Source organism: Variovorax sp. JS1663, assembly GCF_002157355.1.
GTDB lineage: Bacteria > Pseudomonadota > Gammaproteobacteria > Burkholderiales > Burkholderiaceae_C > Variovorax.
Genome location: NZ_LYMK01000058.1, coordinates 17,988 through 38,531, shown reverse-complemented (window position 1 = coordinate 38,531; position 20,544 = coordinate 17,988). Strand labels below are relative to the sequence as shown.

Here is a 20,544-nt window from a genome sequence, read left to right as displayed (position 1 = left end):
GCGCACCACGCTGCCGCTGTTGCCGTCGGCCGCGAAGCGCACCCACTGGATCTTGCGGTCGCCGCGCGAGGCCACCAGCACCTGCTGGTTCAGCGGCTCGATCGAGCGGTTGTCCGGGTCGATCTTGGAGATCGCCAGCGAGGTCGGGTTCTTGCCGATCGCCACGCGGCTCCTCTCGACCACGTCTGCCGCCGTCGTGCCGGACGGCACATTGCCCAGGCCGTAGATGCGCAGCGAGCCGCCCTCCGTGGCGATCCAGGCGCGATGGTTGGGGCCGAAGATCGTCGTCCTGACCGCCGTGGGCCGGTCATCCAGCGTCACCGTGCTGATCACGGTGGGCGTCTGCTGCGGCTTGTTCGCGAAGGTGTAGGGCCACTGGTTGTCGGCCTGCCCCAGGTTGGTGAACTCCGTCGGGCCCGAGCCGAAGTAGACGCTGTTGACGTAGCTGAACAGCGGCTTCAGGTCGATGAAGGCAGCCTTCTTCTCCGACTTGGAGATCACCACCGCGACCCCCGCCTTGGCATAGCGGTTGTAGTTCTGGCCGCCCGGCGCGAAGCTGGAACGCTTGCCCTGGTCGGTCAGCGGCGAGTAGGTCTGGCCCATGAATTCGCCGTACTTCTCCGGCAGCGCCGTCTGGAACTGGTCGAAGCCGGTGGTCACCGCGATTTCCGTCGGGGCGTTCATGCCCGGCAGGTCCACATAACCCAGCACCTTCATGAAGGCGGTGTTGCCCATGTTCGGCAGGCCCGGGTACACGCCGAACCATTCGTGCCACCAGTCGTACCAGCGGTCATAGGTGGTGTTGCGGATGCCGGTCGGGTTGCCGCCGTTCGGGTTGTACGGGTCGCAGTTGTTGCACAGGCCCGCCAGCGAAATCACCGCCACCTGGCCCTTCAGCGCCGTCGTGTCCCACACCGTGACCAGCGCGTATTCGCTGGTGTTGGTGATCGCGATGCCGGTGGGCACCTTGTTGGCCGGCAGCTTGACCGAGGCCCGGTTGTTGGCCGTGTTCGAGCCCGCCGTGCCGATCAGGCCATCGTTGAAGGCCACCAGAGACGTCGCGCAAAAGCCGGTGCGGCCGCCGCAACGCGCCACCGCCACCGGATTGCCGGTCGTGAGGCCCGCTGCCTTGTAGGTGGTGGTGTTGTAGTTGTTGCGACCGGCGCTGCCGTCCCACGCCGCGGCGTTCTGCCAGGGCAGTTGGGGCGCCTGCGAGAAGGTGTTGTGGTCGACGGCGGAGATCTGCAGGTCCCCCACCCCCATGCGCGCGTTGACGTCGTCTGCGACGAAGCCGATGTGCGCCTGGTTGGTGGAGTACAGGCCGGCATCGGCCAGCACGGGCCCACCCACCTGCCAGGTGCCGGCGTGGTAGCTCATGGTCTGGTCCGCACGCTTGTACAGAGTCGGGATGCCGCTGTCATTCACGGTCGGGGCATTGCCGTAGCGGTAGGCGATGCCTTCGACCTTGGACAGGCGGGGAGCCATGGCGCGATAGGCATCGGCCACCACACGGCCGGTGCTGTCGACGACGTCGCCGGAGATGGGGGCTGGCGCTGGCGCTGGCGCTGGCGCTGGCGCAGGGGCCGGTGCGGGTGCGGGTGCGGGTGCGGGTGCGGGTGCAGGTGCGGGTGCAGGTGCAGGCGCCGGTGCGGGTGCCGGGGAAGGCGCAGGGGCGGGAGACGGTGCCGGTGCCGGAGATGGGGAAGCCGCGGGGGCAGGAGCAGGAGCAGGAGTCGATGCGGCGCCGTTGGAGTAGCAGGCCTTCACCGTGAAGGGCAGGGGATCCTTGCCGAAGAATTCGTTGGTGCACGGCGCGGTGCCGGTCACCGTCTTGGTGATCCAGGCACTGTTGGCGCCGTAGAGCACCTGCGTCGCAGATGCGACCGTGAACGACGCGCCTTCGGCCGCCAGACGGGTGCCGGCGGTGGGCGCGGGGGCAGGACTCGGAGTGGGGGCCGGCGCGGGCGCGGGCGCGGGCGCCGGTGCAGGTGCAGGTGCAGGTGCTGGGGCCGGTGCGGGCGCAGGCGCAGGCGCGGCAGCTCCGGTCCGGACATAGCAAGCCTTGGCCACATAGGGCAACGGGTCGCCGAAGGTGGCGTTGTTGCAGGTCACCGTGCCCGAGAGCGTCTTGCTCGCGAAGGTCGTCTTGGCACCGTACTGGACAACCGTGGCGGCGGCCAGCGTGAATCGCTGGTCTTCGTTGGCGATCTTGGTCCAGGTCGAGTCCAGTGCCTTCTCGATCGACACGTCCTCCTTCGTTGCCTCGGCGCCGCTGGCAGACGACGTGTCCGCCGGGGCTGGCGCCGGTGCGGCGGCCGCCATCGCTGCCGCATCGGCAACCTGCGAGACGGGGAATCCGCCCCCTCCGCCGCCGCCTCCTCCACCGCAACCCGCCAACGCGCCCGCAGCAGTCACCAGCACGAACGTGCCTTTCACCATGACTTTCATCCGAAACCTTTCCAAAGAAAAATTAAGGGTCCGGGTGAGGCAGTCCTTGCTACCCATTCCAACGTAAGTTCTAATTACTTACAGTTGTTATTCTCCATGCCCGGTGTGGTTAACCGATATTACGGGTAGTGACTTTGTTGGCGCTAAACGTTACACCTTGTGTAGCGCCCATACGACTTTGTTCACGGAACTAACACTTCCACCACAATCGCTGCCATGAACAACAGAGACTTTCTCCTGACCCTCCTCGCTTCCAGCGTGCTGCTCGCCGCCGCGCCTGCAAGCGCCCAACCGGCACACGCCCCGATCAGGCTGGTCGTTCCCTACGCCGCCGGCGGCCCCATCGACGTCACGGCCCGCGTGCTGGCCGAACGGGTCAAGGACCAGCTGGGCACAGTCATCATCGACAACAAGCCCGGCGCGGGCGGCAACATCGGCGCCGACGCGGTGGCCAAGGCCGCGCCGGACGGTCTCACCATCGGCATCGCGGCCACCGCGACCAACGCGGTCAACCCGTGGCTCTACAACAAGATGCCCTTCGACGCCGCCACCGCCTTCGCGCCCATCACGCAGATGGTCCGCGTGCCAAATGTCCTGGTAATGAATGCCGAGACCGCGCAGCGCCTGAAGATCGAGAACCTGCGCGACCTGATCGCCTATGCCAAGGCCAACCCCGGCAAGCTCAACTACGGCAGCGGCGGGAACGGCAGCGCCGGCCACCTGGCGGGCGAGATGTTCAAGAAGGAGGCCGGCATCTTCGCCGTGCACATCCCCTACAACGGCGGCAACCCGGCGCAACTGGCGCTGCTGTCGGGCCAGGTGGACTTCAATTTCGACAACCTTGCGACCGCTGCGCCCAACATCCGCTCGGGCAAGCTCAAGGCGATCGCGGTGACCACGACCGAGCGCAGCAACGCGCTGCCCGAGGTGCCGACGGTGGCGGCCACGCTCAAGGGCTTCTCGATCGACACCTGGTGGGGCCTGGTGGCGCCTGCCGGCACGCCCGCGCCTGTGGTGGAGAAGCTCAACCGCGCCTTCGTCGCCGCGCTCAATGCGCCGGAGACGAAAACGCGCTTCGCCTCGCTGCTGGCGGAGCCTGTGGCGAACACGCCCGAGCAATTCGGCTCCTTTATGAAGAACGAACTGGCGAAGTACGAAAAGGTCGTGAAAGCGACCGGCGCAAAGGTCGATTAGGCACCCGGTTCAGGTCTTCCCGAGGGCGGCGCGCAGCACGCCCGTTCGGGAGACACCGCGGAACCGGTTTTGCCGGGCCGCCGGTGTCGCCCCCGGTGAGGGGGTTGGCGGACCACACGAAGTGGGGGAGCCTGGGGGAGAGCCTATTCCCCCAGGTAGGCGGCGCGGACCTTGGGATCGTTCAGCATCACCTTGGCATCGCCGCTCATGGTGATGAGCCCGGACTCCATCACGTAGCCGCGGTCAGCCAGCTGCAGCGCGCGGCTGGCGTTCTGCTCCACCAGCATCACGGTCACGCCCTGGTCGTAGACCTGCTTCACCACCTCGAAGATCTTGTCGACCATGATGGGCGACAGGCCCATCGAGGGCTCGTCGAGCAGCAGCACCTTGGGGCGCGCCATCAGCGCACGGCCCATCGCCAGCATCTGCTGCTCGCCGCCCGACATGGTGCCGGCCAGCTGGGTGGCGCGCTCCTTGAGGCGCGGGAAGGTGGCGAACACGCGCTCGATGTCCTTGGCGATCTCGGCCTTGTCCTTGCGGATGTAAGCGCCGATCTGCAGGTTCTCGGTGATGGTCATGCGGGTGAACACGCCGCGGCCCTCGGGCACCATCACCAGGCCTTCAGCCACCAAGTCCCAGGCGCCGCGGCCCTTGATGCTCTTGCCGAGAAACTCGATGTCGCCTGCGGCGAAGGGCAAAGTGCCGGTGATGGCCTTCATGGTGGTGGTCTTGCCGGCACCGTTGGAGCCGATCAGCGAAACCAGCTCGCCCTCGCGAACCTCGAAGTCCACGCCTTTCACCGCCTGAATGCCGCCGTACGCGACCTTCAGGCCGCTCACTTTCAAAAGGGTTTGAGCCATTTCAGTGTCCTCCCGTGCCGAGGTAGGCCTCGATCACTTTTTCATTTCTCTGCACGTCCGCGGGCGTGCCCTCGGCGATCTGCTTGCCGTAGTCGAGCACGGTCACCCGGTCGCACAAGCCCATCACCAGCTTCACGTCGTGCTCGATCAGGAGAATGGTGCGGTTGTCCTTGCGGATGCGGTCGATCAGCTCGCGCAGCAGCACCTTCTCGGTGGCATTCATGCCGGCCGCGGGCTCGTCGAGCGCGATCAGCTGCGGGTCGGTGGCCAGCGCGCGGGCGATCTCGAGGCGGCGCTGGTCGCCGTAGCTCAGGGTGCGCGCCTTGTAGTCGGCGTACTTGCCGATGCCGACGTAGTCGAGCAGTTCCTGGGCGCGCTTGGCGATGGCTTCTTCCTCGGCCTTGAACTTGCCGGTGCGCAATATGGCACCCACCACGCCGGAGTGCGTGCGCACGTGGCGGCCGACCATCACGTTCTCGAGCGCGGTCATCTCGGCGAAGAGCCGGATGTTCTGGAAGGTGCGGGCGATGCCGGCCTTGGCAACCTCGTGCACCGCGGTGGGCTGGTAAGGCTTGCCCGCCAGCTCGAAGCTGCCGCTGTCGGGCGCATAGAGGCCGGTGATGACGTTGAAGAAGGTGGTCTTGCCGGCGCCATTGGGGCCGATCAGGCCGTAGACCTGGCCGCGGGTGATCTTGATGCCGACGTCGGACAGGGCCTGCAGCCCGCCGAAGCGCTTGGAGATGCCGCGAACGTCGAGGACGATTTCAGTCATGCTGGTCCCCTGCTCACGGATTGATGGACATGGGACGCGAGGCCTCGCCCGGCACCTCGTCGGCCGGCGTGGGCACGCCCGGCGCATGCGCCTGCGTGGAGCCCGGCACCGGGGACTTGGGCACGCCCTTGCGCTGCAGCGACTTGCCGTGCTCCGGCGACGGCCAGAGGCCCCGCGGTCGCACCAGCATGATGATGATCATGGCCAGCGCGATGAAGAGCTGGCGCAGGATGGACGCATCCAGCCGCCCGTCCGTCATGGACTGAAGCGGGCCGGCCACGTAGCGCAGCACCTCCGGCAGCGCGGCCAGCAGCACCGCGCCCAGGATCACCCCCGGCAGGTGGCCGATGCCGCCCAGCACCACCATGGCGACGATCATCACCGACTCCATCAGGCTGAAGGACTCGGGCGAGACGAAGCCCTGGAACGCCGCGAACATGGCGCCGGAGACACCGCCGAAGCTGGCCCCCATGCCGAAGGCCAGCAGCTTCATGTTGCGGGTGTTGATGCCCATGGCCTTGGCGGCGATCTCGTCCTCGCGGATGGCCATCCAGGCGCGGCCGATGCGCGAGAGCTGCAGGCGGTGCGAGACGACGATGGTGACCAGCACCAGTGCGAGGAACAGGTAGTAGTAGAGCGTGACCGAGGACAGCGTGTAGTCGCCGATCTTGAACGGCCGCCCGAGGTTCAGGCCCCAGAAATGGACGGCGTCGATGCCGGTGATGCCCTTGGGTCCGTTGGTGAGGTTGAAGGGGTGGTCCAGGTTGTTGAGGAACACGCGGATGATCTCGCCGAAGCCGAGCGTCACGATCGCGAGGTAGTCGCCGCGCAGCTTGAGCGTGGGCGCCCCCAGCAGCACGCCGAACAGCGCCGCGAGCGCGAAGGCGCCGGGGATCACGAGCAGCAGCGAACTGTGCAGGCCGTTGGGGAACATGGCCTTCATCGCGGGGAAGGTGTCCGTCAGGTGCGGCGAGCCGAGCAGCGCGAACAGGTAGGCCCCGATCGCGAAGAAGGCCACGTAGCCCAGGTCGAGCAGGCCGGCGTAGCCGACCACGATGTTCAGGCCCAGAGCCAGCAGGACGTAGAGCAGCGCGATGTCGGCGATGCGGACCCAGGCGTTGCCCTGGCTCTGCAGCAGCAGCGGCAGCACCAGCAGGCCGATGGCCGCGACGATGCAGACGAGGACTTTCTTGCCGTTGTCGTTCATGGCAGGTCCTCCTCAAGCCCGGTCCGCCACCCGCTCGCCGAGCAGGCCCGAGGGCCGCAGCGTGAGCATGATGATCAGTACGACGAAGGCGAAGATGTCGCTGTAGTGGCTGCCCAGCACGTCGCCGGTGAGGGCGCCGATGTAGCCGGAGCCGATGGCCTCGATGAGGCCCAGCAAGATACCGCCGACCACCGCGCCCGCGAGGTTGCCGATGCCACCGAACACCGCCGCGGTGAAGGCCTTGAGGCCGGGGATGAAGCCCATCGCGTGTTGCGCGATGCCGTAGTTGGAGGCGTACATCACGCCGGCTACGGCCGCCAGCACGGCGCCGATGATGAAAGTGGCCGAGATGACCATGTCGGGCCGGATGCCCATCAGCGCCGCCACGCGGGGGTTTTCGGCAGTGGCGCGCATCGCGCGGCCGAGCTTGGTGTAGTTGACCAGCCACATCAGCACCACCAGGCAGAAGGCCGTGACGCTCAGGATCATGACCTGGGTGGGCGAGATCACCGCGCCGCCCACGTGGATGGGTGTGGTGGGCAGCAGCGTGGGGTAGGCCTTGTTGGTGGGCTTCCAGATGATCATGGCGATCGTCTGCAGCAGGATCGACATGCCGATGGCGGTGATCAGCGGCGCCAGCTTGGGGCTGTTGCGCAGCGGCCGGTAGGCCACCTTCTCGATCGTGAAGTTGAGCGTGGCGGCGACCACGCAGGCGATGATGAGCGCGAGGATGAGGATGATCCAGCCGGGGGTGCCGGGCATCGCGGTCTGCATCCAGCCGATGATGGTCCAGCTGGTGAGCGCTCCGACCATGAGCACTTCGCCGTGGGCGAAGTTGATGAGGTTGATGATGCCGTACACCATGGTGTAGCCCAAGGCTATCAAGGCGTACATGCTGCCAAGGACCAGACCGTTGATGATCTGCTGCAGCAAGATGTCCATAGAGAATCCCTTTTTGTAATAGGCGCCCTTGTCGGCACCCGACGTACCAGGCGTACCGGTTCGGCGCCCTGGCTTCGCTTAGCAAAAAACCCGCCAGCATGTGTCGACGGCGGGTTTGTGGCCGGGATTGTAGTCACGCCGGATCGCCATTTCGGTGCGCGGCGACCGGGGTTTTCCCGCTGGCGCAGGGCATTCGGATCAAGAAGCGCGCAAGGCCGTATCAACGGCGATACAGCTCGTATTGGCGCCGGTCAGCGGGCCGTCAGAGACCGGCTTCCTCGTTGCGCTTACGCAGTTCGCGCAGTTTCTCCGCGATGCGGATCTCGAGCCCACGCTCCACCGGGCGGTAGAAGTGGGGCGGATCGATGCCCTCGGGCATGTACCGCTCGCCGGCCGCGAAGCCGCCCTCCTCGTCGTGCGCGTAGCGGTAGCCCTTGCCGTAGTCGAGCTGCTTCATGAGGCGCGTGGGTGCGTTGCGCAGGTGCATGGGCACGGGCCGCGTGCCGTCCTGCTTCACGAAAGCGCGCACCTCGTTGTAGGCCTGGTAGACCGCGTTCGACTTGGGCGCTATCGCGAGGTAGACAACACATTCGGCGAGCGCGAGTTCGCCCTCCGGCGAGCCGAGGCGCTCATAGACCTCGGCGGCATCGAGGGCAAGGCGCAGCGCGCGCGGATCGGCCAGGCCGATGTCCTCGCTGGCCATGCGCACCAGGCGGCGTGCCATGTAGCGCGGGTCGGCGCCGCCATCGAGCATGCGCACGAACCAATACAGCGAGGCGTCGGGGTCGCTGCCGCGCACGGACTTGTGCAGCGCGGAGATGGTGTCGTAGAACTGCTCACCGCCCTTGTCGTAGCGGCGCATGCGCTCGCCGAGGACACGCAGCAGCCATTCGTCGCCGATGTCTGCGCGTTTCTCGGCCGAAGCGGCGACGGCGAGGGTCTCCAGCGTGTTGAGCAGCCGGCGCGCGTCGCCGTCCGCATAAGCCACGAGGCGGTCCTCCGCCTTGGACTCGATGGCCGGCACGGCCTGGATGTTCTGCGCCCGCTGGATGATCTGGCGCAGGTCGTCCTCGGTGAGGGACTTGAGCACGTACACCGCGGCACGCGACAGCAGCGCCGAGTTCACCTCGAAGGAGGGGTTTTCGGTGGTGGCGCCGATGAAGGTGAAGAGGCCCGATTCGACGTGCGGCAGAAAGGCGTCCTGCTGGCTCTTGTTGAAGCGGTGCACCTCGTCGACGAAGACGATGGTGCGGCGCTGCTCCAGCCCGTCGCGCGCCGCGGTCGCTTTCTCCACTGCCTCGCGGATGTCCTTCACGCCGCCCAGAACCGCGCTGATGCTGAGGAACTGCGCGTCGAAGGCATCGGCCATGAGCCGCGCGATGGTGGTCTTGCCGGTGCCGGGCGGGCCCCAGAGGATGCAGGAATGCGGCTGGCCCGATTCGAAGGCGATGCGCAGCGGCATGCCGGGGCCGAGCAGATGCTGCTGGCCGATGACCTCGCCCAGGGTCTTGGGACGCAGGCGCTCGGCCAGGGGCTGATGGGAGGTGGTGACCATGGAAGCCGTAGTGTCGCGCATGCCCCGGCACGGCCTCGCCGCGTGGTGCGACGGGCGTCTACTGGCGTATCACGTCGGCGCCGGCCGGCGCCTTGAACTGGAACGTGCCGGCAGGCAGGGACGGGTTGAGCTCGACCTTGCTGAACTTCAGCACGGAGCGCTGGCCGAAGCTGTCCAGGATCTCGAGTGCCGCCAGGGCGTCGCCCTGGAAGCCGATCTGCACGCTCTGCAGTTGCCCGTCCTTGCTTTTCGGCGTGGCCTTCACCCATTGCAGGCCATCGCGCTCGGGCGCGGCCTCCAGCGCAAAGTCCGCCTGCAGGGCACGCAGGTCAGGGGCGGCGGCGATCAGCGCGGCCGGCGTCGAGCCGAGCGCCTGTGCCTGCTTGCGCTGCGTGACCTGGTTCAGGTCGGCGTCGTAGAGCGAGAGCGTCTCGCCGTCGGCCACGATGCTCTGCGCGAAGGGCTTCTTGTAGTCGAACCTGAACTTGCCCGGGCGCTGGAACTCGAAGCTGCCGCTCGACACCTTGGCGCGCGCGGTCTGCCCCTCCTTCGGAGGTGCGGTCACGGTCTGGGTGAATTCGGCGCGGCCCGATTTCGCGTTTTTCACGAAGGCCTCGAGGCTTTCCATGCCGCCCGCCCAGGCGCTGGCGGCAAGCGCCGCCGTGCATGCGATGACAAACAGTTTCTTCAACAACGACATCCTTCTTCCGTCACTCACTCGGCGCGCGCGGGGACCAGGATCTCGCGCTGGCCGCTGCCGCTCATGGCGCTGACCAATCCGGCGTGCTCCATGTCCTCGACCAGCCGCGCGGCGCGGTTGTAGCCGATCTTGAGGTGGCGCTGCACCAGCGAGATGCTGGCCTTGCGATGCTTGAGGACGACCTCGACCGCCTGGTCGTACATCGGGTCCTTCTCGCCTTCGCCGCCGCCACCTTCACCGAGTAGATCGCCTTCACCGTCGACGGTTCCACCTTCGAGCACCCCTTCGATGTAGTCCGGTTCCCCTTGTGACTTGAGGTAGGCGACGACACGGTGCACCTCGTCGTCGCTGACGAAAGCGCCGTGCACGCGCACCGGCAGGCCCGTGCCGCTGGCCATGTAGAGCATGTCTCCCATGCCCAGCAGGGCCTCGGCTCCCATCTGGTCGAGGATGGTGCGCGAGTCGATCTTGCTCGAGACCTGGAAGGCGATGCGGGTCGGGATGTTGGCCTTGATCAGGCCGGTGATCACGTCCACGCTGGGGCGCTGGGTGGCCAGGATCAGGTGGATGCCGGCGGCACGCGCCTTCTGCGCCAGGCGGGCAATCAGTTCCTCGATTTTCTTGCCGACCACCATCATCAGGTCGGCCAGCTCGTCGATCACCACCACGATGTGCGGCTCGCGCTTGAGCGGCTCGGGATCGTCGGGCGTCAGGCTGAAGGGGTTGTAGATGAACTCCTCGCGCGCCTTGGCCTCGTCGATCTTGGTGTTGTAGCCGGCGAGGTTGCGCACGCCCAGCTTGCTCATCAGCTTGTAGCGGCGCTCCATCTCGGCCACGCACCAGTTGAGGCCATGCGCGGCCTGGCGCATGTCCGTCACCACCGGCGCGAGCAGGTGGGGGATGCCCTCGTAGACCGACATCTCCAGCATCTTGGGGTCGATCATCAGGAGGCGCACGTCGCGCGCCTCGGCCTTGTAGAGCAGGCTCAGGATCATCGCGTTGATCCCCACCGACTTGCCGGAGCCGGTGGTACCGGCCACCAGCACGTGCGGCATCTTGGCGAGGTCGGCAACCACAGGGTTGCCGACGATGTCCTTGCCCAGGCCCATGGTGAGCATGGACTTGCCCTCGTTGTAGACCTGCGAGCCCAGGATTTCGCTGAGGCGGATGGACTGGCGCTTGGCGTTCGGCAGTTCCAGCGCCATGTAGTTCTTACCCGGGATCGTCTCGACCACGCGAATGGACACGAGCGACAGCGAACGGGCGAGGTCCTTGGCGAGATTGACGATCTGCGAGCCCTTGACGCCCGTGGCCGGCTCGATCTCGTAGCGCGTGATCACGGGGCCTGGCGAGGCCAGCACCACGCGCACCTCGACGCCGAAGTCCTTGAGCTTTTTCTCGATCAGGCGCGAAGTCATCTCCAGCGTGTCGGCCGACACGGTCTCCTGCCGGCCTTGCGCGGCATCGAGCAGGTCCACCTGGGGCAGCTTGCTGTCGGGCAACTCGCGGAACAGGGGCTTCTGCCTCTCCTTGGCAACGCGATCGCTCTTCGGCACCTCGGTCATGGCCGGTTCGATCTGCACCGGCGGCGCGGGCGGGCGGCGCTTGGGCTTGGGCGCGGCCCGGAGTTCGTCATCGATCAGTTCGGGCTCGCTGCCCTGCTCCGCCACCGTAGCCGCCTCGTCGCGCTCGCGCTCGCGCACGGCCTTCTTGCCCATCGCGATGTCCTCGGCGATCTCCCGCTTTTCGCGGCGCGACTCGAACAGCGAATAGAGGCGCGCGCCGATGCGCTCGGCGATCTGGCTCCAGGAGAAGCGGAACACCAGCGCCGAGCCGATCACGCCGCCGGCGATGGCGATCAGCGCCGAGCCGGTGAAGCCCATCCACTTGACGCTCGCCGGGCCGACCAGGTAGCCGAGCACGCCGCCGCCGTGGCCCGGCAAGTGCGATTCGAGCCGGTAAAGGCGCGACCATTCGAGCACCGCGCTAGCGCACAGCAACAGCACCAAACCAAACCAGAAGGCCAGGCGGCTGCGGTTGAAGCGGCCGCGCGGCGGCTGCTCAGCGGCGCCAGCCTCGCCACCTCGCATCCAGCCGGCCAGGGAGGACAGCCACGCGCGCAAGGCGGCCGCAAGGCACCACCAGACCGAATAGCCGGCAAGGAAATAGCTGGCATCGGCCAGCCAGGCGCCGATGCGGCCGCCCCAGTTCTTGATCTCGCCGCCGGTACCCGATGTCGACCAAGCCGCATCCGAAGGTGTGAAGCTCAGCATGGCGAGCAGCCAGAACAGCAGCGCGACGAAGCCGGCGATCAGCGTGATCTCGTGCGCAAAGCGCATCGCGCGCACCCGCACCGGCGGCGGCTCGCCCGATGCGGAGGACTGGAGGGTGTTGAGCGAATAGGTCATGAAAGGCAGGACCGCCAGCCCACGGGAGCAGGCCGGCAGCGCACAAAAACTACAACGAACACCATGGCGGCCGCGTTGGCAGCGGGCTCTGCGATGGGGAGGCCGGCACGTTCCTCGGGGCCGGCTGGAGGATCAGGCCAGCGATGAGAGCCGTTCCTTGATGATCATCGAGCCGTCCGGCTGGGTCTGGACGAAGCCGCGCTCCTCGAGGTCCTTCATGACCCGGCTCACCATCTCGCGCGAAGCGCCGACCATCTTTGCCAGGTCCTGGCGTGAGATCTTGTCGCGCACCTTGAGGTTGCCCGCACCGTCATCCACCGCGAATTCGAGCAGCGAGCGGGCCACGCGGCCGTACACGTCCATGAGTGCCAGGGATTCGATCTTGCGGTCCGCATGGCGCAACCGCGCGACCAGCCCGCGCATGATGTTGTAGGACATGGAGGAGTTCTCGGGCAGGCAGCGCGAGAAGGCCTCGCGGCCGAGGGTCAGCACGTCCGTCTGGATCTCGGTGCGCACGGTCGCCGAGTGCGGCTCGTCGTCGATCAGGCTCATCTCACCGATGTAGTCGCCCGGATGCAGCGTGGCGAGGATGACTTCGCGCCCGCGGCTGTCGGTGCTCATCACGCGGGCCCGGCCTGTGAGGATGATGTAGAGCGCATCCGACTTCTTGCCCTGCTCGACGACCACCTCGGCACGCTTGAAGCGCTTCTTGACGATCGCGTCGGCAATGCTTGCCGATTGGGCCGGCGTTAGCGCGGCGAACAGCGGCACGCGACGGAGCAATTCAAGATTGGAAAGCATCGACATTCATCAATCCCCGGATCTACCGCGCGATTGGAAAGCCCATGCATTAATACAATCGCACGCATTAAAAACACCTCACGCCCGGTCTTGAACCGAACGGTGATACTCCATATCTATCACCCTTGAAAATGTACACGCTGATGCAGCGTCAAACCTAGGTTTTCTACTCATGTCGTCCCCTACACGCCACGCGAAGGTACTCATTCTGGGCTCCGGCCCGGCCGGATACACCGCCGCCGTCTATGCCGCCCGCGCCAATCTGCAGCCCCTGCTGATCACTGGATTGGCTCAGGGAGGCCAGCTCATGACCACGACCGACGTCGACAACTGGCCGGCGGACGTGCACGGCGTGCAGGGGCCCGACCTGATGCAGCGCTTCCTGGAACATGCCGAGCGCTTCAAGACCGAAATCGTGTTCGACCACATCAACAAGGTCGACCTGGGCAAGCGCCCGTTCACACTGACCGGCGACAGCGGCACCTATACCTGCGACACACTGGTGATCGCCACCGGTGCCTCGGCCATGTACCTGGGCCTCGATTCTGAACAGCACTTCATGGGCCGCGGCGTCTCGGGCTGCGCGACCTGCGACGGCTTCTTCTACCGCGAGCAGGAGGTCTGCGTGGTCGGCGGCGGCAATACCGCGGTCGAGGAGGCGCTCTACCTCTCGAACATCGCGAACAAGGTCACGCTGGTGCACCGCCGGGACAAGTTCCGTGCCGAGCCCATCCTGGTGGACAAGCTCTACGAGAAGGTCAAGGAAGGCAAGATCGAGCTCAAGCTGCACAGGACGCTGGACGAGGTCCTGGGCGACGACTCGGGCGTGACCGGCATCCGCCTGAAGAACACCGAGACCGGTGCGACAGAGCAGATCGACCTCAAGGGCTGCTTCATCGCGATCGGCCATCATCCGAACACCGACATCTTCCAGGGCCAGCTGGAGATGAAGGACGGCTACATCATCACCCGATCCGGCCTGCAGGGCTTCGCAACCATGACCAGCATTCCAGGCGTGTTCGCGGCCGGCGACGTGCAGGACCATGTGTATCGGCAGGCCATCACCAGCGCCGGCACCGGTTGCATGGCAGCGCTGGACGCCCAGCGCTTCCTGGAACAGGAAGGCACTTCTTGATCCGGGCGCGGGCGTTGAGGCTATAATTCAAGGCTTTGCCGAATTCGCCCCCCGCTTCGTGGGCCGCGCTTTGGCGACAAGTCGGGATACCGCCACCCGTTTCTGGCGAGGTCAAGCTGCAACCCACCTGCCGCAGCCCTTGCGCCGGGTGCCAGCTGTTCTAGAAAGAGTTCCACATGGCACGCGTATGCGAAGTCACGGGCAAAGGCCCGATGGTCGGAAACAACGTTTCCCACGCCAACAACAAAACCAAGCGCCGGTTCCTGCCGAACCTGCAATACCGCCGTTTCTTTGTCGAGAGCGAAAACCGTTGGGTGCGCCTGCGTGTTTCCGGCGCTGCACTGCGGCTGATCGACAAGAAGGGCATCGACGCCGTGCTCGCAGACCTGCGCGCGCGCGGCCAAGCTTAAGGAGCTGAACCATGGCCACGAGCAAAGGCGGACGCGAAAAGATCAAGCTGGAATCCACTGCGGGTACCGGCCACTTCTACACCACCAGCAAGAACAAGAAGACGATGCCCGAGAAGATGTCGATCATGAAGTTCGACCCCAAGGCACGCAAGCATGTGGAATACAAGGAAATCAAGCTGAAGTAATTTGGCTTTGCTTCCACCAAAAAACCCGCTGGGATCCAGCGGGTTTTTTTATTGCCTTTTCAGTCGCCTGAGGCCATAAAAAAGCCGGCCCGCAGGCCGGCTTTTTTATCTTGAAAGCTCGAATTGCCGTTCAGGCGCGAGCCGCGCGCAACCGGGTCGAGAAATCACGCAGGCCGGCGATGCCGCTGGCCTCTGCACGGTGGCACCAGGCGGCCAAGTCGGCGGCCAACTGCTCGCGCGACTGCGAGGTGTTGAGCCACATCTGGCGCAGCTCCTCGCGCATGGTCACCATCTTGTCGAGCACCGGGTGGGCCGCACGGGCCTGCACCAGGTTCGAGCGGGCGGTGGCCGGGACCTTGTCGTCGTCGCGGTGCAGCCAACGCTTGGCCACCTTCAGCGCGGAGAGGTCAGCACCCTTTTCCTTGAGCTGCGCCAGCTCCTGCTGGGTGGCGCGACGCATCTCGCGCGCATAGCGGGCCATCACCTCGTAACGGTTGGCGATAAGGGCCTCGAGCGTCTTCTCGTCCGCCACCGGACGGACATCGCCCATCAACAGCCTCGGCGGCAGCTTCTTGACCTTGGCCCAGCCGATCTTCTGCATCAGGCTGATGTAGACCCAGCCGATGTCGAATTCGTACTTCTTGACCGAGAACTTGGCTGAGGTCGGATAGGTGTGGTGGTTGTTGTGCAGCTCTTCGCCGCCGATGATGATGCCCCAGGGCGACAGATTGGTGCTGGCATCCGCCGCCTCGAAGTTGCGGTAGCCCCAGTAGTGGCCCAGGCCGTTCACGACGCCCGCCGCCCAGAACGGAATCCACACCATCTGCACCGCCCACACGGTGGCACCCACCGCACCGAACAGCGCCAGGTCCAGGATCAGCATGAGGCCCACGCCCTGCCAGCCGAAACGGCTGTAGACGTTGTTCTCCATCCAGTCGTTCGGCGTGCCGTGGCTGAACTTGGCGATGGTTTCCTTGTTCTTTGCCTCTGTGCGATAGAGTTCGGAGCCGCGCCACATGACGGTGTCGATGCCGCGCGTCTGCGGGCTGTGGGGGTCGTCCTCGGTCTCGCACTTGGCGTGGTGCTTGCGGTGGATGGCCACCCACTCGCGCGTCACCATGCCGGTGCCGATCCAGAGCCAGAAGCGGAAGAAATGCGAGGGGATCCCGTGCAGATCCATCGCGCGATGGGCCTGCGTGCGATGCAGGAACACGGTGACCGCGACGATGGTGATGTGGGTCGTGACCAGCGTGTACAGCGCGATCTGCCACCACGTGAGGTCCCACAAGCCGTTCGCAAGCCAGTCGACGGCCGCGTTCAGGATGGCAGAGTCAGGGAAAAACATTGAGTTCGGTACTCCATGGCCGCACGAAGGTGCAGCCTTCAGGTAACCGCCAATTTTAAAGGGTGACCTCTCAAAAAGGGGCTAAATCCTTGGGAGAAAACGAGTCATCGCCCCTCTTTGAGGGTTTCGCCCTATTTCCGTTGCCACACAGCGGCGAAAAACCCGTCGGTGGCGTGGCGATGTGGCCACAACCGGAGATAGCGCACGCTTTCGTCCCCGCCGGCGCCCAGCCTTCCGGCATCGGGCACCTTCAGGCCGTGCAGCAGCGGCACCACGTCCCGCACTGCGAAATCCGGGTGCGCAGCGCCGAAAGCTTCGGCGATGGCCTCGTTCTCCTCCGGCAGCACGCTGCAGGTGGCATAGACCAGCCGCCCGCCGGGCTTCACCAGTCGCGCTGCGCTCTGCAGGATGGCGGCCTGCTTGGCCTTCAGTTCCTCGATGGCCGCGGGGTTCTGCCGCCACTTGAGGTCCGGATTGCGCCGCAGCGTGCCCAGCCCCGAGCAGGGCGCGTCCACCAGCACCCGGTCGATCTTGCCGGCCAGGCGCTTGATGCGCTCGTCGCGCTCGTGCGCGATGGCTGCCGGATGCACGTTCGAGAGCTTGCTGCGCGCCAGCCGCGGCTTGAGCGCATCGAGCCGATGCGCCGAGGTGTCGAAAGCGTAGAGCCGACCGGTGCTCCGCATGGTGGCGCCGATGGCGAGCGTCTTGCCGCCCGCGCCGGCGCAGAAGTCCACCACCATCTCGCCGCGCTTGGCATCGAGCAGCAGGGCCAGCAGTTGGGAGCCTTCGTCCTGCACCTCGACCGCGCCGCGGGCGAAGGCATCCAGCTTGGTCAGCGCCGGCTTGCCCTCGATGCGCAGCCCCCAGGGCGAAAAAGGCGTGGCCACCGCCTGGATGCCGGCCAGGCCCAGTTCCTTCTGGACATCGGCACGCTTGTCGGTCAGGGCGTTGACCCGCAGGTCCAGGGGGGCGGGCTGCTGCAGGCTCTCCGCCAGCGCCGGGAACTCGTTGCCCAGTTGCGCCTTGAGCGGCGCGACCAGCCACTCCGGCAGATTGTGGCGATGCCGGTCGAGCAGGTCGTCCGGGCGAACGGCATCGCACTGATCGAGCCAGCGTTTCTCGACTTCGCTCAAGGCACTTTTCAGGAAATCGCGCGGCCCGTGGAAGCCAAGGATGGCCATGCGCCGCTCCTTCGGCCCGCTGCCCGATGGCGCGAAGTGGTCGAACAGCAGCTTCTTGCGCAGCACCGTATAGACCGTCTCGGCCAGGGTGGCACGCTCGCGGGGTCCCAGCGCGCGGTGCTCGCGGAAGTAGCGGGAGACGACCTGGTCGGCGGGATGATCGAATTTCAGGGCCAGGCCGACCAGTTCGGCGCAGGCCTCGAGAAGGGCTCGGGGGTGCATGCCCCCGATTGTCTCAGCCGGCAATGCGCGCCCAGACCGGCGCGAAGGCCTGCTGCTCGATTTCCGCGAGTGTGGGCGAATATCCAGCCCACAGGACCAGCGCTGCGCCCGGCAGACTGAGCGTCTGCTCCAGCTCGCGACACAGCTGCCAGCGCTCCTCGTCGGACAGGCCGGGCAGCTCCAGGAACAGCACGTAGGCGCGCCGCCAGGGAAATTCGCGCAGGCTTTTGCGCACCAGCCAGGCGCGCGCGGCGGCGCTGCAGCGCACCAGGTCCGCCCGCAGTTCGCCCAACTCGAAGTCGCTGAGGTCATGGCGGGCGATCTGGCTGAAGAAAGGCGTGCCGGTGATCTCCTCCCAGGCCCGCTGTTCCGCCTCTTCCGCGCTCTTGAAGCGTTCCCGCCAGCGTTTGAGGGCCAGCTCGTCGTGCGCCCCGGTATCAGTGTCCTCGAGCAGCGCGACCGCATTCTTCGCAGCCCACCAGCGGCTCGCCGCGCTGGAGTCGAACAAGCGCTCCAGCACCGCCAAGCGGGCTGCACGGTCCTTCGCCGGCAGCGTCTGCGCCAGGCCCCGCAGCGCGCCGGCGTGGTCGGGCGTGATCTGCAAGGCACGCTCGTAGTGCCTTCGCACGTCGGCGCCAGCCTGAAGGCGGCGCTCGCAATCAGCCCATTCGACAATCTCGTCGGCATTGTTCCGTCCGGCGCTGGCGGCCAGGGCAGCAGCCCGCTCGCGCACACGGCCGAGGTAAGCATGGTGCTCCTTCCAATCGCCGGCATGGGCGCGGCGCCACTCGGCGTCGAAGTGCGCAATCCAGCGCGCCTTGTCGGCCAGCATGCCAAGCGCCGACTTGGCCGACCAGGCCGGCAGTTCCGGCTTCTCGTCAAGCGCCTCGAGGCGGTCGCGCAGCACGGGATGGGTGTCGTCGACATCGCTCAGGCGCCGCAGCGCCGCACGCAGCGCCTCGCGGGCCGGCTCTGCCGGTACAGGTGCGATCAGTTGTGCCTGCATGGCCACAAAGGGGCCGGCCGGCAGGGCTTCGTCGGCTGCGCGTGCCCAGTGCGCCGACCAGAAGGCGTTCGCGTACCAGTTGCTCTTGACCGCGATCTCGGTCAGCGCCGCGGCCGCCACCCGAGATCCGACCAGGCGGGCCGAGACGCGATCGGCCTCGTATTCGTCCTGACGCGCGAGCGCGAAGGTCCTGGCGGCGAAGCGCGGGAAATACCAGCGGAAGAAGGCCTGCGAAACGATCGCCATGACACCGCTGTCGTTCTGCAGGCTGGCGTCGAGCTTGAGCCAGGACAGCCGCGTGCGGTAAATCCAGGCACTCAGCCTGCCGTGGTTGCCGCGCAGGTGCCCGTATTCGTGGGCGAGCACCGACAGCAGCCGGCGACGGTCCAGCGCCATCAGCAGCGGCAGCCCCACGCTCAGGTAGTTGACTGCGCCGCCGAACAGGCCGAAGCGCGGCAGTTGGCGAATGCTCGCGTTGAACTCGCCGTCAAGGTAGACATGGTGCACAGGCGGCCCGTCGATCTTCGCGCGGAGGCGATCCAGCCCCTCGAAGAGCGTCGGCGCATCCTCGCGCGCCAACCGGACGCCCTCGGGCTCGTCCAGCCGCACCCACAGGGCGCGCAGCGTCGCCCACAGCAGGCCGAGCGCGAACAGCAACAGCCACCCGCGCGAGAAGCTCAAGCGCCCCTGCCCCAGCGAGGCCAGCACCCAGGCAATGATGCCGATCGCGAGGCCCAGGCAGGCAAGTACCCAGAGGTAGCCCAGCGCCGCGAACGCAGCCACACTGCGGCGATAGGCATCGCTGTCATCCGCGCTGGCCTGCTCGCTCAGGCGCACGAGGTGAACAAAATCGGCGCGATCCATTCCGACCTCAGGCAACCTGAAACCATGACCAAGCTGACCGACGACGACCTGCCACCCCTGATCGAAACCCCTCCCGGCCGCTACCGCCACTACAAAGGCGGCGAATACGAAGTGCTGGGCACCGTGCGCCACAGCGAGACCCTGGAGCCGATGACGCTCTACCGGGCGCTGTACGGTGCGCGCGGCCTCTGGGTGCGGCCGGCCGCGATGTTCGGCGAAACCGTGGAGATCGATGGAGAGCCACGGCCACGTTTCGTCCGGATCGGCTAGAAGAAGCGGACGGGAAGGGCCACCCTGCCGCCCCTCAGCCGCAGCGCGCGCCCGTCACGCGGTTGCGCGCGTCGACCACGAGATTGAGCCGGCCGGCATTGAATTCGAGCGTGATCGCCTGATTCGGCTTGAGCGTGCGCACGCTCAGCGCGCCGGCCCGCGCGCGCGCCGCAGCTTCCAATTGCGGCGCGGCGACTTGGCCGACCGCGAATTTCGCCTTGTCTGCCTCGCAGCTCGGCCCCGGCTCGGGTGCGGGAGCAGCCGCAGCAGGCGTCGGCGCGGGCGCCGGGGCCGGAGCGGGTGTCGGCGCAGGTGAAGCGCATCCGAGGAGCAACGCAGCGGCCATCGTCACAGGCGCAAACCAACGGGGGAAAGTCACTGGCAATCCTTGCAAAAAAAAGCGAATTGTGTCATTTTGTTTCATTCAGCCAGTTTGCAATAGCTTGCGGGTAAACCCTGTGCTCCTGCGCCAGCACGCGCGCGGCCAGTGCTTCGGGCGTGTCGTCCGGCAGCACCGGCACTGCAGCCTGTGCGAGGATCGGCCCGTGGTCGAGCTCGGCCGTCACCTGGTGCACCGTGACCCCGGCCACCCGGCAGCCCGCCTCGATCGCCCGCCGATGGGTATGAAGCCCCGGAAAGGCCGGCAGCAGCGAGGGGTGGATGTTGAGCAGCCGCCCCTGATAGCGCGCAACGAAACCGGGCGTGAGGATGCGCATGAAGCCCGCGAGCACCACCAGCGCCGGCGCATGCGCATCGACCACCTCCGCCAGCGCCGCATCGAACGCCTCGCGGCTGGGATAGTCCTGGTGCGGCACCACCGCCGTCGCGATGCCCTGCCCCTGCGCGAACCCCAGACCCGCAGCATCCACCTTGTTGCTGATCACCGCGGCCACCCGCGCACCGAAGCGCCGGGCCCACCGCTCGCGCTCGGCGGCCCGCACGATGGCTGCCATGTTGGAGCCGCCGCCGGAGATCAGGATCACGATGTTCTTCATGGGAGGCGGGATTATCTGTGCTCGTTTCCACCCAGCCGCTTTGT

General features: G+C 66.5%; 19 protein-coding genes. 5 read left to right on the top strand and 14 right to left on the bottom strand.

The genetic code is table 11. The features are described 5' to 3' along the window. Positions 1 to 2,439: hypothetical protein (locus tag A8M77_RS36290; RefSeq protein ID WP_158101031.1), on the bottom strand; the 2,439-nt coding region annotated here is incomplete at its 3' end. A 225-nt stretch (positions 2,440 to 2,664) separates the two neighbouring features. On the opposite strand from A8M77_RS36290, the gene A8M77_RS30925 reads away from it, so the two are divergent. After that, positions 2,665 to 3,642, top strand: a complete 978-nt coding sequence (locus A8M77_RS30925) for a Bug family tripartite tricarboxylate transporter substrate binding protein (protein WP_086925303.1) — start codon at positions 2,665 to 2,667, stop codon at positions 3,640 to 3,642. Between the two features lie 143 nt (positions 3,643 to 3,785). Here the strand turns inward: A8M77_RS30925 and A8M77_RS30920 are convergent, their stop codons facing one another. From A8M77_RS30920 to A8M77_RS30885, 8 genes are all read right to left on the bottom strand, one after another. Further along, positions 3,786 to 4,502: an ABC transporter ATP-binding protein gene (locus A8M77_RS30920; protein WP_086925302.1), complete on the bottom strand. Its 717-nt coding sequence runs from the start codon at positions 4,500 to 4,502 to the stop codon at positions 3,786 to 3,788. A 1-nt stretch (position 4,503) separates the two neighbouring features. Then, on the bottom strand, positions 4,504 to 5,274 hold the full coding sequence (locus A8M77_RS30915) for an ABC transporter ATP-binding protein (RefSeq protein WP_086925301.1): 771 nt from the start codon (positions 5,272 to 5,274) through the stop codon (positions 4,504 to 4,506). A 13-nt stretch (positions 5,275 to 5,287) separates the two neighbouring features. Then, positions 5,288 to 6,481, bottom strand: a complete 1,194-nt coding sequence (locus A8M77_RS30910) for a branched-chain amino acid ABC transporter permease (RefSeq protein ID WP_086925300.1) — start codon at positions 6,479 to 6,481, stop codon at positions 5,288 to 5,290. A 12-nt stretch (positions 6,482 to 6,493) separates the two neighbouring features. After that, a complete protein-coding gene (locus A8M77_RS30905; protein WP_086925299.1) occupies positions 6,494 to 7,423 on the bottom strand; it encodes a branched-chain amino acid ABC transporter permease in 930 nt (309 codons plus the stop codon). A gap of 262 nt (positions 7,424 to 7,685) precedes the next feature. Beyond that, a complete protein-coding gene (locus A8M77_RS30900) occupies positions 7,686 to 8,978 on the bottom strand; it encodes a replication-associated recombination protein A (RefSeq protein ID WP_086925307.1) in 1,293 nt (430 codons plus the stop codon). A 58-nt stretch (positions 8,979 to 9,036) separates the two neighbouring features. Next, complete coding sequence (gene lolA, locus A8M77_RS30895; protein WP_086925298.1) at positions 9,037 to 9,678, bottom strand: outer membrane lipoprotein chaperone LolA; 642 nt, start codon at positions 9,676 to 9,678, stop codon at positions 9,037 to 9,039. Between the two features lie 14 nt (positions 9,679 to 9,692). Beyond that, entirely contained in the window at positions 9,693 to 12,086 is a 2,394-nt protein-coding gene (locus A8M77_RS30890; RefSeq protein WP_086925297.1) for a DNA translocase FtsK, read from the bottom strand. Positions 12,087 to 12,218: 132 nt separating this feature from the next. Continuing rightward, positions 12,219 to 12,893 (bottom strand): Crp/Fnr family transcriptional regulator, encoded by a 675-nt coding sequence (locus A8M77_RS30885; RefSeq protein WP_086925296.1) that lies wholly within the window; start codon positions 12,891 to 12,893, stop codon positions 12,219 to 12,221. Positions 12,894 to 13,059: 166 nt separating this feature from the next. On the opposite strand from A8M77_RS30885, the gene trxB reads away from it, so the two are divergent. The 3 genes from trxB (at position 13,060) to rpmG (ending at position 14,617) form a co-directional block, all read left to right on the top strand. Continuing rightward, positions 13,060 to 14,022 (top strand): thioredoxin-disulfide reductase, encoded by a 963-nt coding sequence (gene trxB / locus A8M77_RS30880; RefSeq protein ID WP_086925295.1) that lies wholly within the window; start codon positions 13,060 to 13,062, stop codon positions 14,020 to 14,022. A gap of 176 nt (positions 14,023 to 14,198) precedes the next feature. Then, positions 14,199 to 14,432, top strand: a complete 234-nt coding sequence (gene rpmB / locus A8M77_RS30875) for a 50S ribosomal protein L28 (RefSeq protein WP_086925294.1) — start codon at positions 14,199 to 14,201, stop codon at positions 14,430 to 14,432. An 11-nt stretch (positions 14,433 to 14,443) separates the two neighbouring features. Further along, on the top strand, positions 14,444 to 14,617 hold the full coding sequence (rpmG, locus tag A8M77_RS30870; protein WP_007830291.1) for a 50S ribosomal protein L33: 174 nt from the start codon (positions 14,444 to 14,446) through the stop codon (positions 14,615 to 14,617). Between the two features lie 130 nt (positions 14,618 to 14,747). On the opposite strand, the gene A8M77_RS30865 is transcribed toward rpmG, so the two are convergent. The 3 genes from A8M77_RS30865 to A8M77_RS30855 all read right to left on the bottom strand — a co-directional run bounded on the left by A8M77_RS30865 (position 14,748) and on the right by A8M77_RS30855 (position 19,235). Further along, positions 14,748 to 15,962, bottom strand: coding sequence for a DesA family fatty acid desaturase (locus A8M77_RS30865; protein ID WP_086925293.1), 1,215 nt, complete (start codon positions 15,960 to 15,962; stop codon positions 14,748 to 14,750). A gap of 131 nt (positions 15,963 to 16,093) precedes the next feature. Then, positions 16,094 to 17,365, bottom strand: coding sequence for an RsmB/NOP family class I SAM-dependent RNA methyltransferase (locus A8M77_RS30860; RefSeq protein ID WP_086925292.1), 1,272 nt, complete (start codon positions 17,363 to 17,365; stop codon positions 16,094 to 16,096). A 13-nt stretch (positions 17,366 to 17,378) separates the two neighbouring features. Then, the gene (locus tag A8M77_RS30855) at positions 17,379 to 19,235 is read right to left on the bottom strand and encodes a M48 family metalloprotease (RefSeq protein ID WP_086925291.1); all 1,857 of its coding nucleotides are present in this window, start codon (positions 19,233 to 19,235) and stop codon (positions 17,379 to 17,381) included. A gap of 33 nt (positions 19,236 to 19,268) precedes the next feature. On the opposite strand from A8M77_RS30855, the gene A8M77_RS30850 reads away from it, so the two are divergent. After that, positions 19,269 to 19,505: a DUF1653 domain-containing protein gene (locus A8M77_RS30850; RefSeq protein WP_086925306.1), complete on the top strand. Its 237-nt coding sequence runs from the start codon at positions 19,269 to 19,271 to the stop codon at positions 19,503 to 19,505. 34 nt (positions 19,506 to 19,539) lie between these two features. On the opposite strand, the gene A8M77_RS30845 is transcribed toward A8M77_RS30850, so the two are convergent. Together A8M77_RS30845 and purN are read right to left on the bottom strand one after the other, a co-directional pair. Further along, complete coding sequence (locus tag A8M77_RS30845; RefSeq protein WP_337590034.1) at positions 19,540 to 19,929, bottom strand: I78 family peptidase inhibitor; 390 nt, start codon at positions 19,927 to 19,929, stop codon at positions 19,540 to 19,542. After that, entirely contained in the window at positions 19,916 to 20,500 is a 585-nt protein-coding gene (gene purN, locus A8M77_RS30840; protein WP_086925289.1) for a phosphoribosylglycinamide formyltransferase, read from the bottom strand. The genes A8M77_RS30845 and purN overlap by 14 nt, the downstream gene beginning before the upstream one ends. Positions 20,501 to 20,544: the final 44 nt, after the last annotated feature.

What these genes read in the sequence shown, in the direction of transcription:
- A8M77_RS30925 (WP_086925303.1), top strand. Translation starts at nt 2,665, where the DNA reads ATGAACAACAGAGACTTTCTCCTGACCCTCCTCGCTTCCAGCGTGCTG.
- A8M77_RS30920 (WP_086925302.1), bottom strand. Translation starts at nt 4,502, where the DNA reads ATGGCTCAAACCCTTTTGAAAGTGAGCGGCCTGAAGGTCGCGTACGGC.
- A8M77_RS30910 (WP_086925300.1), bottom strand. Translation starts at nt 6,481, where the DNA reads ATGAACGACAACGGCAAGAAAGTCCTCGTCTGCATCGTCGCGGCCATC.
- trxB (WP_086925295.1), top strand. Translation starts at nt 13,060, where the DNA reads ATGTCGTCCCCTACACGCCACGCGAAGGTACTCATTCTGGGCTCCGGC.
- A8M77_RS30885 (WP_086925296.1), bottom strand. Translation starts at nt 12,893, where the DNA reads ATGTCGATGCTTTCCAATCTTGAATTGCTCCGTCGCGTGCCGCTGTTC.
- rpmB (WP_086925294.1), top strand. Translation starts at nt 14,199, where the DNA reads ATGGCACGCGTATGCGAAGTCACGGGCAAAGGCCCGATGGTCGGAAAC.
- A8M77_RS30890 (WP_086925297.1), bottom strand. Translation starts at nt 12,086, where the DNA reads ATGACCTATTCGCTCAACACCCTCCAGTCCTCCGCATCGGGCGAGCCG.
- A8M77_RS30915 (WP_086925301.1), bottom strand. Translation starts at nt 5,274, where the DNA reads ATGACTGAAATCGTCCTCGACGTTCGCGGCATCTCCAAGCGCTTCGGC.
- A8M77_RS30845 (WP_337590034.1), bottom strand. Translation starts at nt 19,929, where the DNA reads ATGAAACAAAATGACACAATTCGCTTTTTTTTGCAAGGATTGCCAGTG.
- A8M77_RS30855 (WP_086925291.1), bottom strand. Translation starts at nt 19,235, where the DNA reads ATGGATCGCGCCGATTTTGTTCACCTCGTGCGCCTGAGCGAGCAGGCC.
- rpmG (WP_007830291.1), top strand. Translation starts at nt 14,444, where the DNA reads ATGGCCACGAGCAAAGGCGGACGCGAAAAGATCAAGCTGGAATCCACT.
- A8M77_RS30865 (WP_086925293.1), bottom strand. Translation starts at nt 15,962, where the DNA reads ATGTTTTTCCCTGACTCTGCCATCCTGAACGCGGCCGTCGACTGGCTT.
- purN (WP_086925289.1), bottom strand. Translation starts at nt 20,500, where the DNA reads ATGAAGAACATCGTGATCCTGATCTCCGGCGGCGGCTCCAACATGGCA.
- A8M77_RS30860 (WP_086925292.1), bottom strand. Translation starts at nt 17,365, where the DNA reads ATGCACCCCCGAGCCCTTCTCGAGGCCTGCGCCGAACTGGTCGGCCTG.
- A8M77_RS30900 (WP_086925307.1), bottom strand. Translation starts at nt 8,978, where the DNA reads ATGGTCACCACCTCCCATCAGCCCCTGGCCGAGCGCCTGCGTCCCAAG.
- A8M77_RS30905 (WP_086925299.1), bottom strand. Translation starts at nt 7,423, where the DNA reads ATGGACATCTTGCTGCAGCAGATCATCAACGGTCTGGTCCTTGGCAGC.
- lolA (WP_086925298.1), bottom strand. Translation starts at nt 9,678, where the DNA reads ATGTCGTTGTTGAAGAAACTGTTTGTCATCGCATGCACGGCGGCGCTT.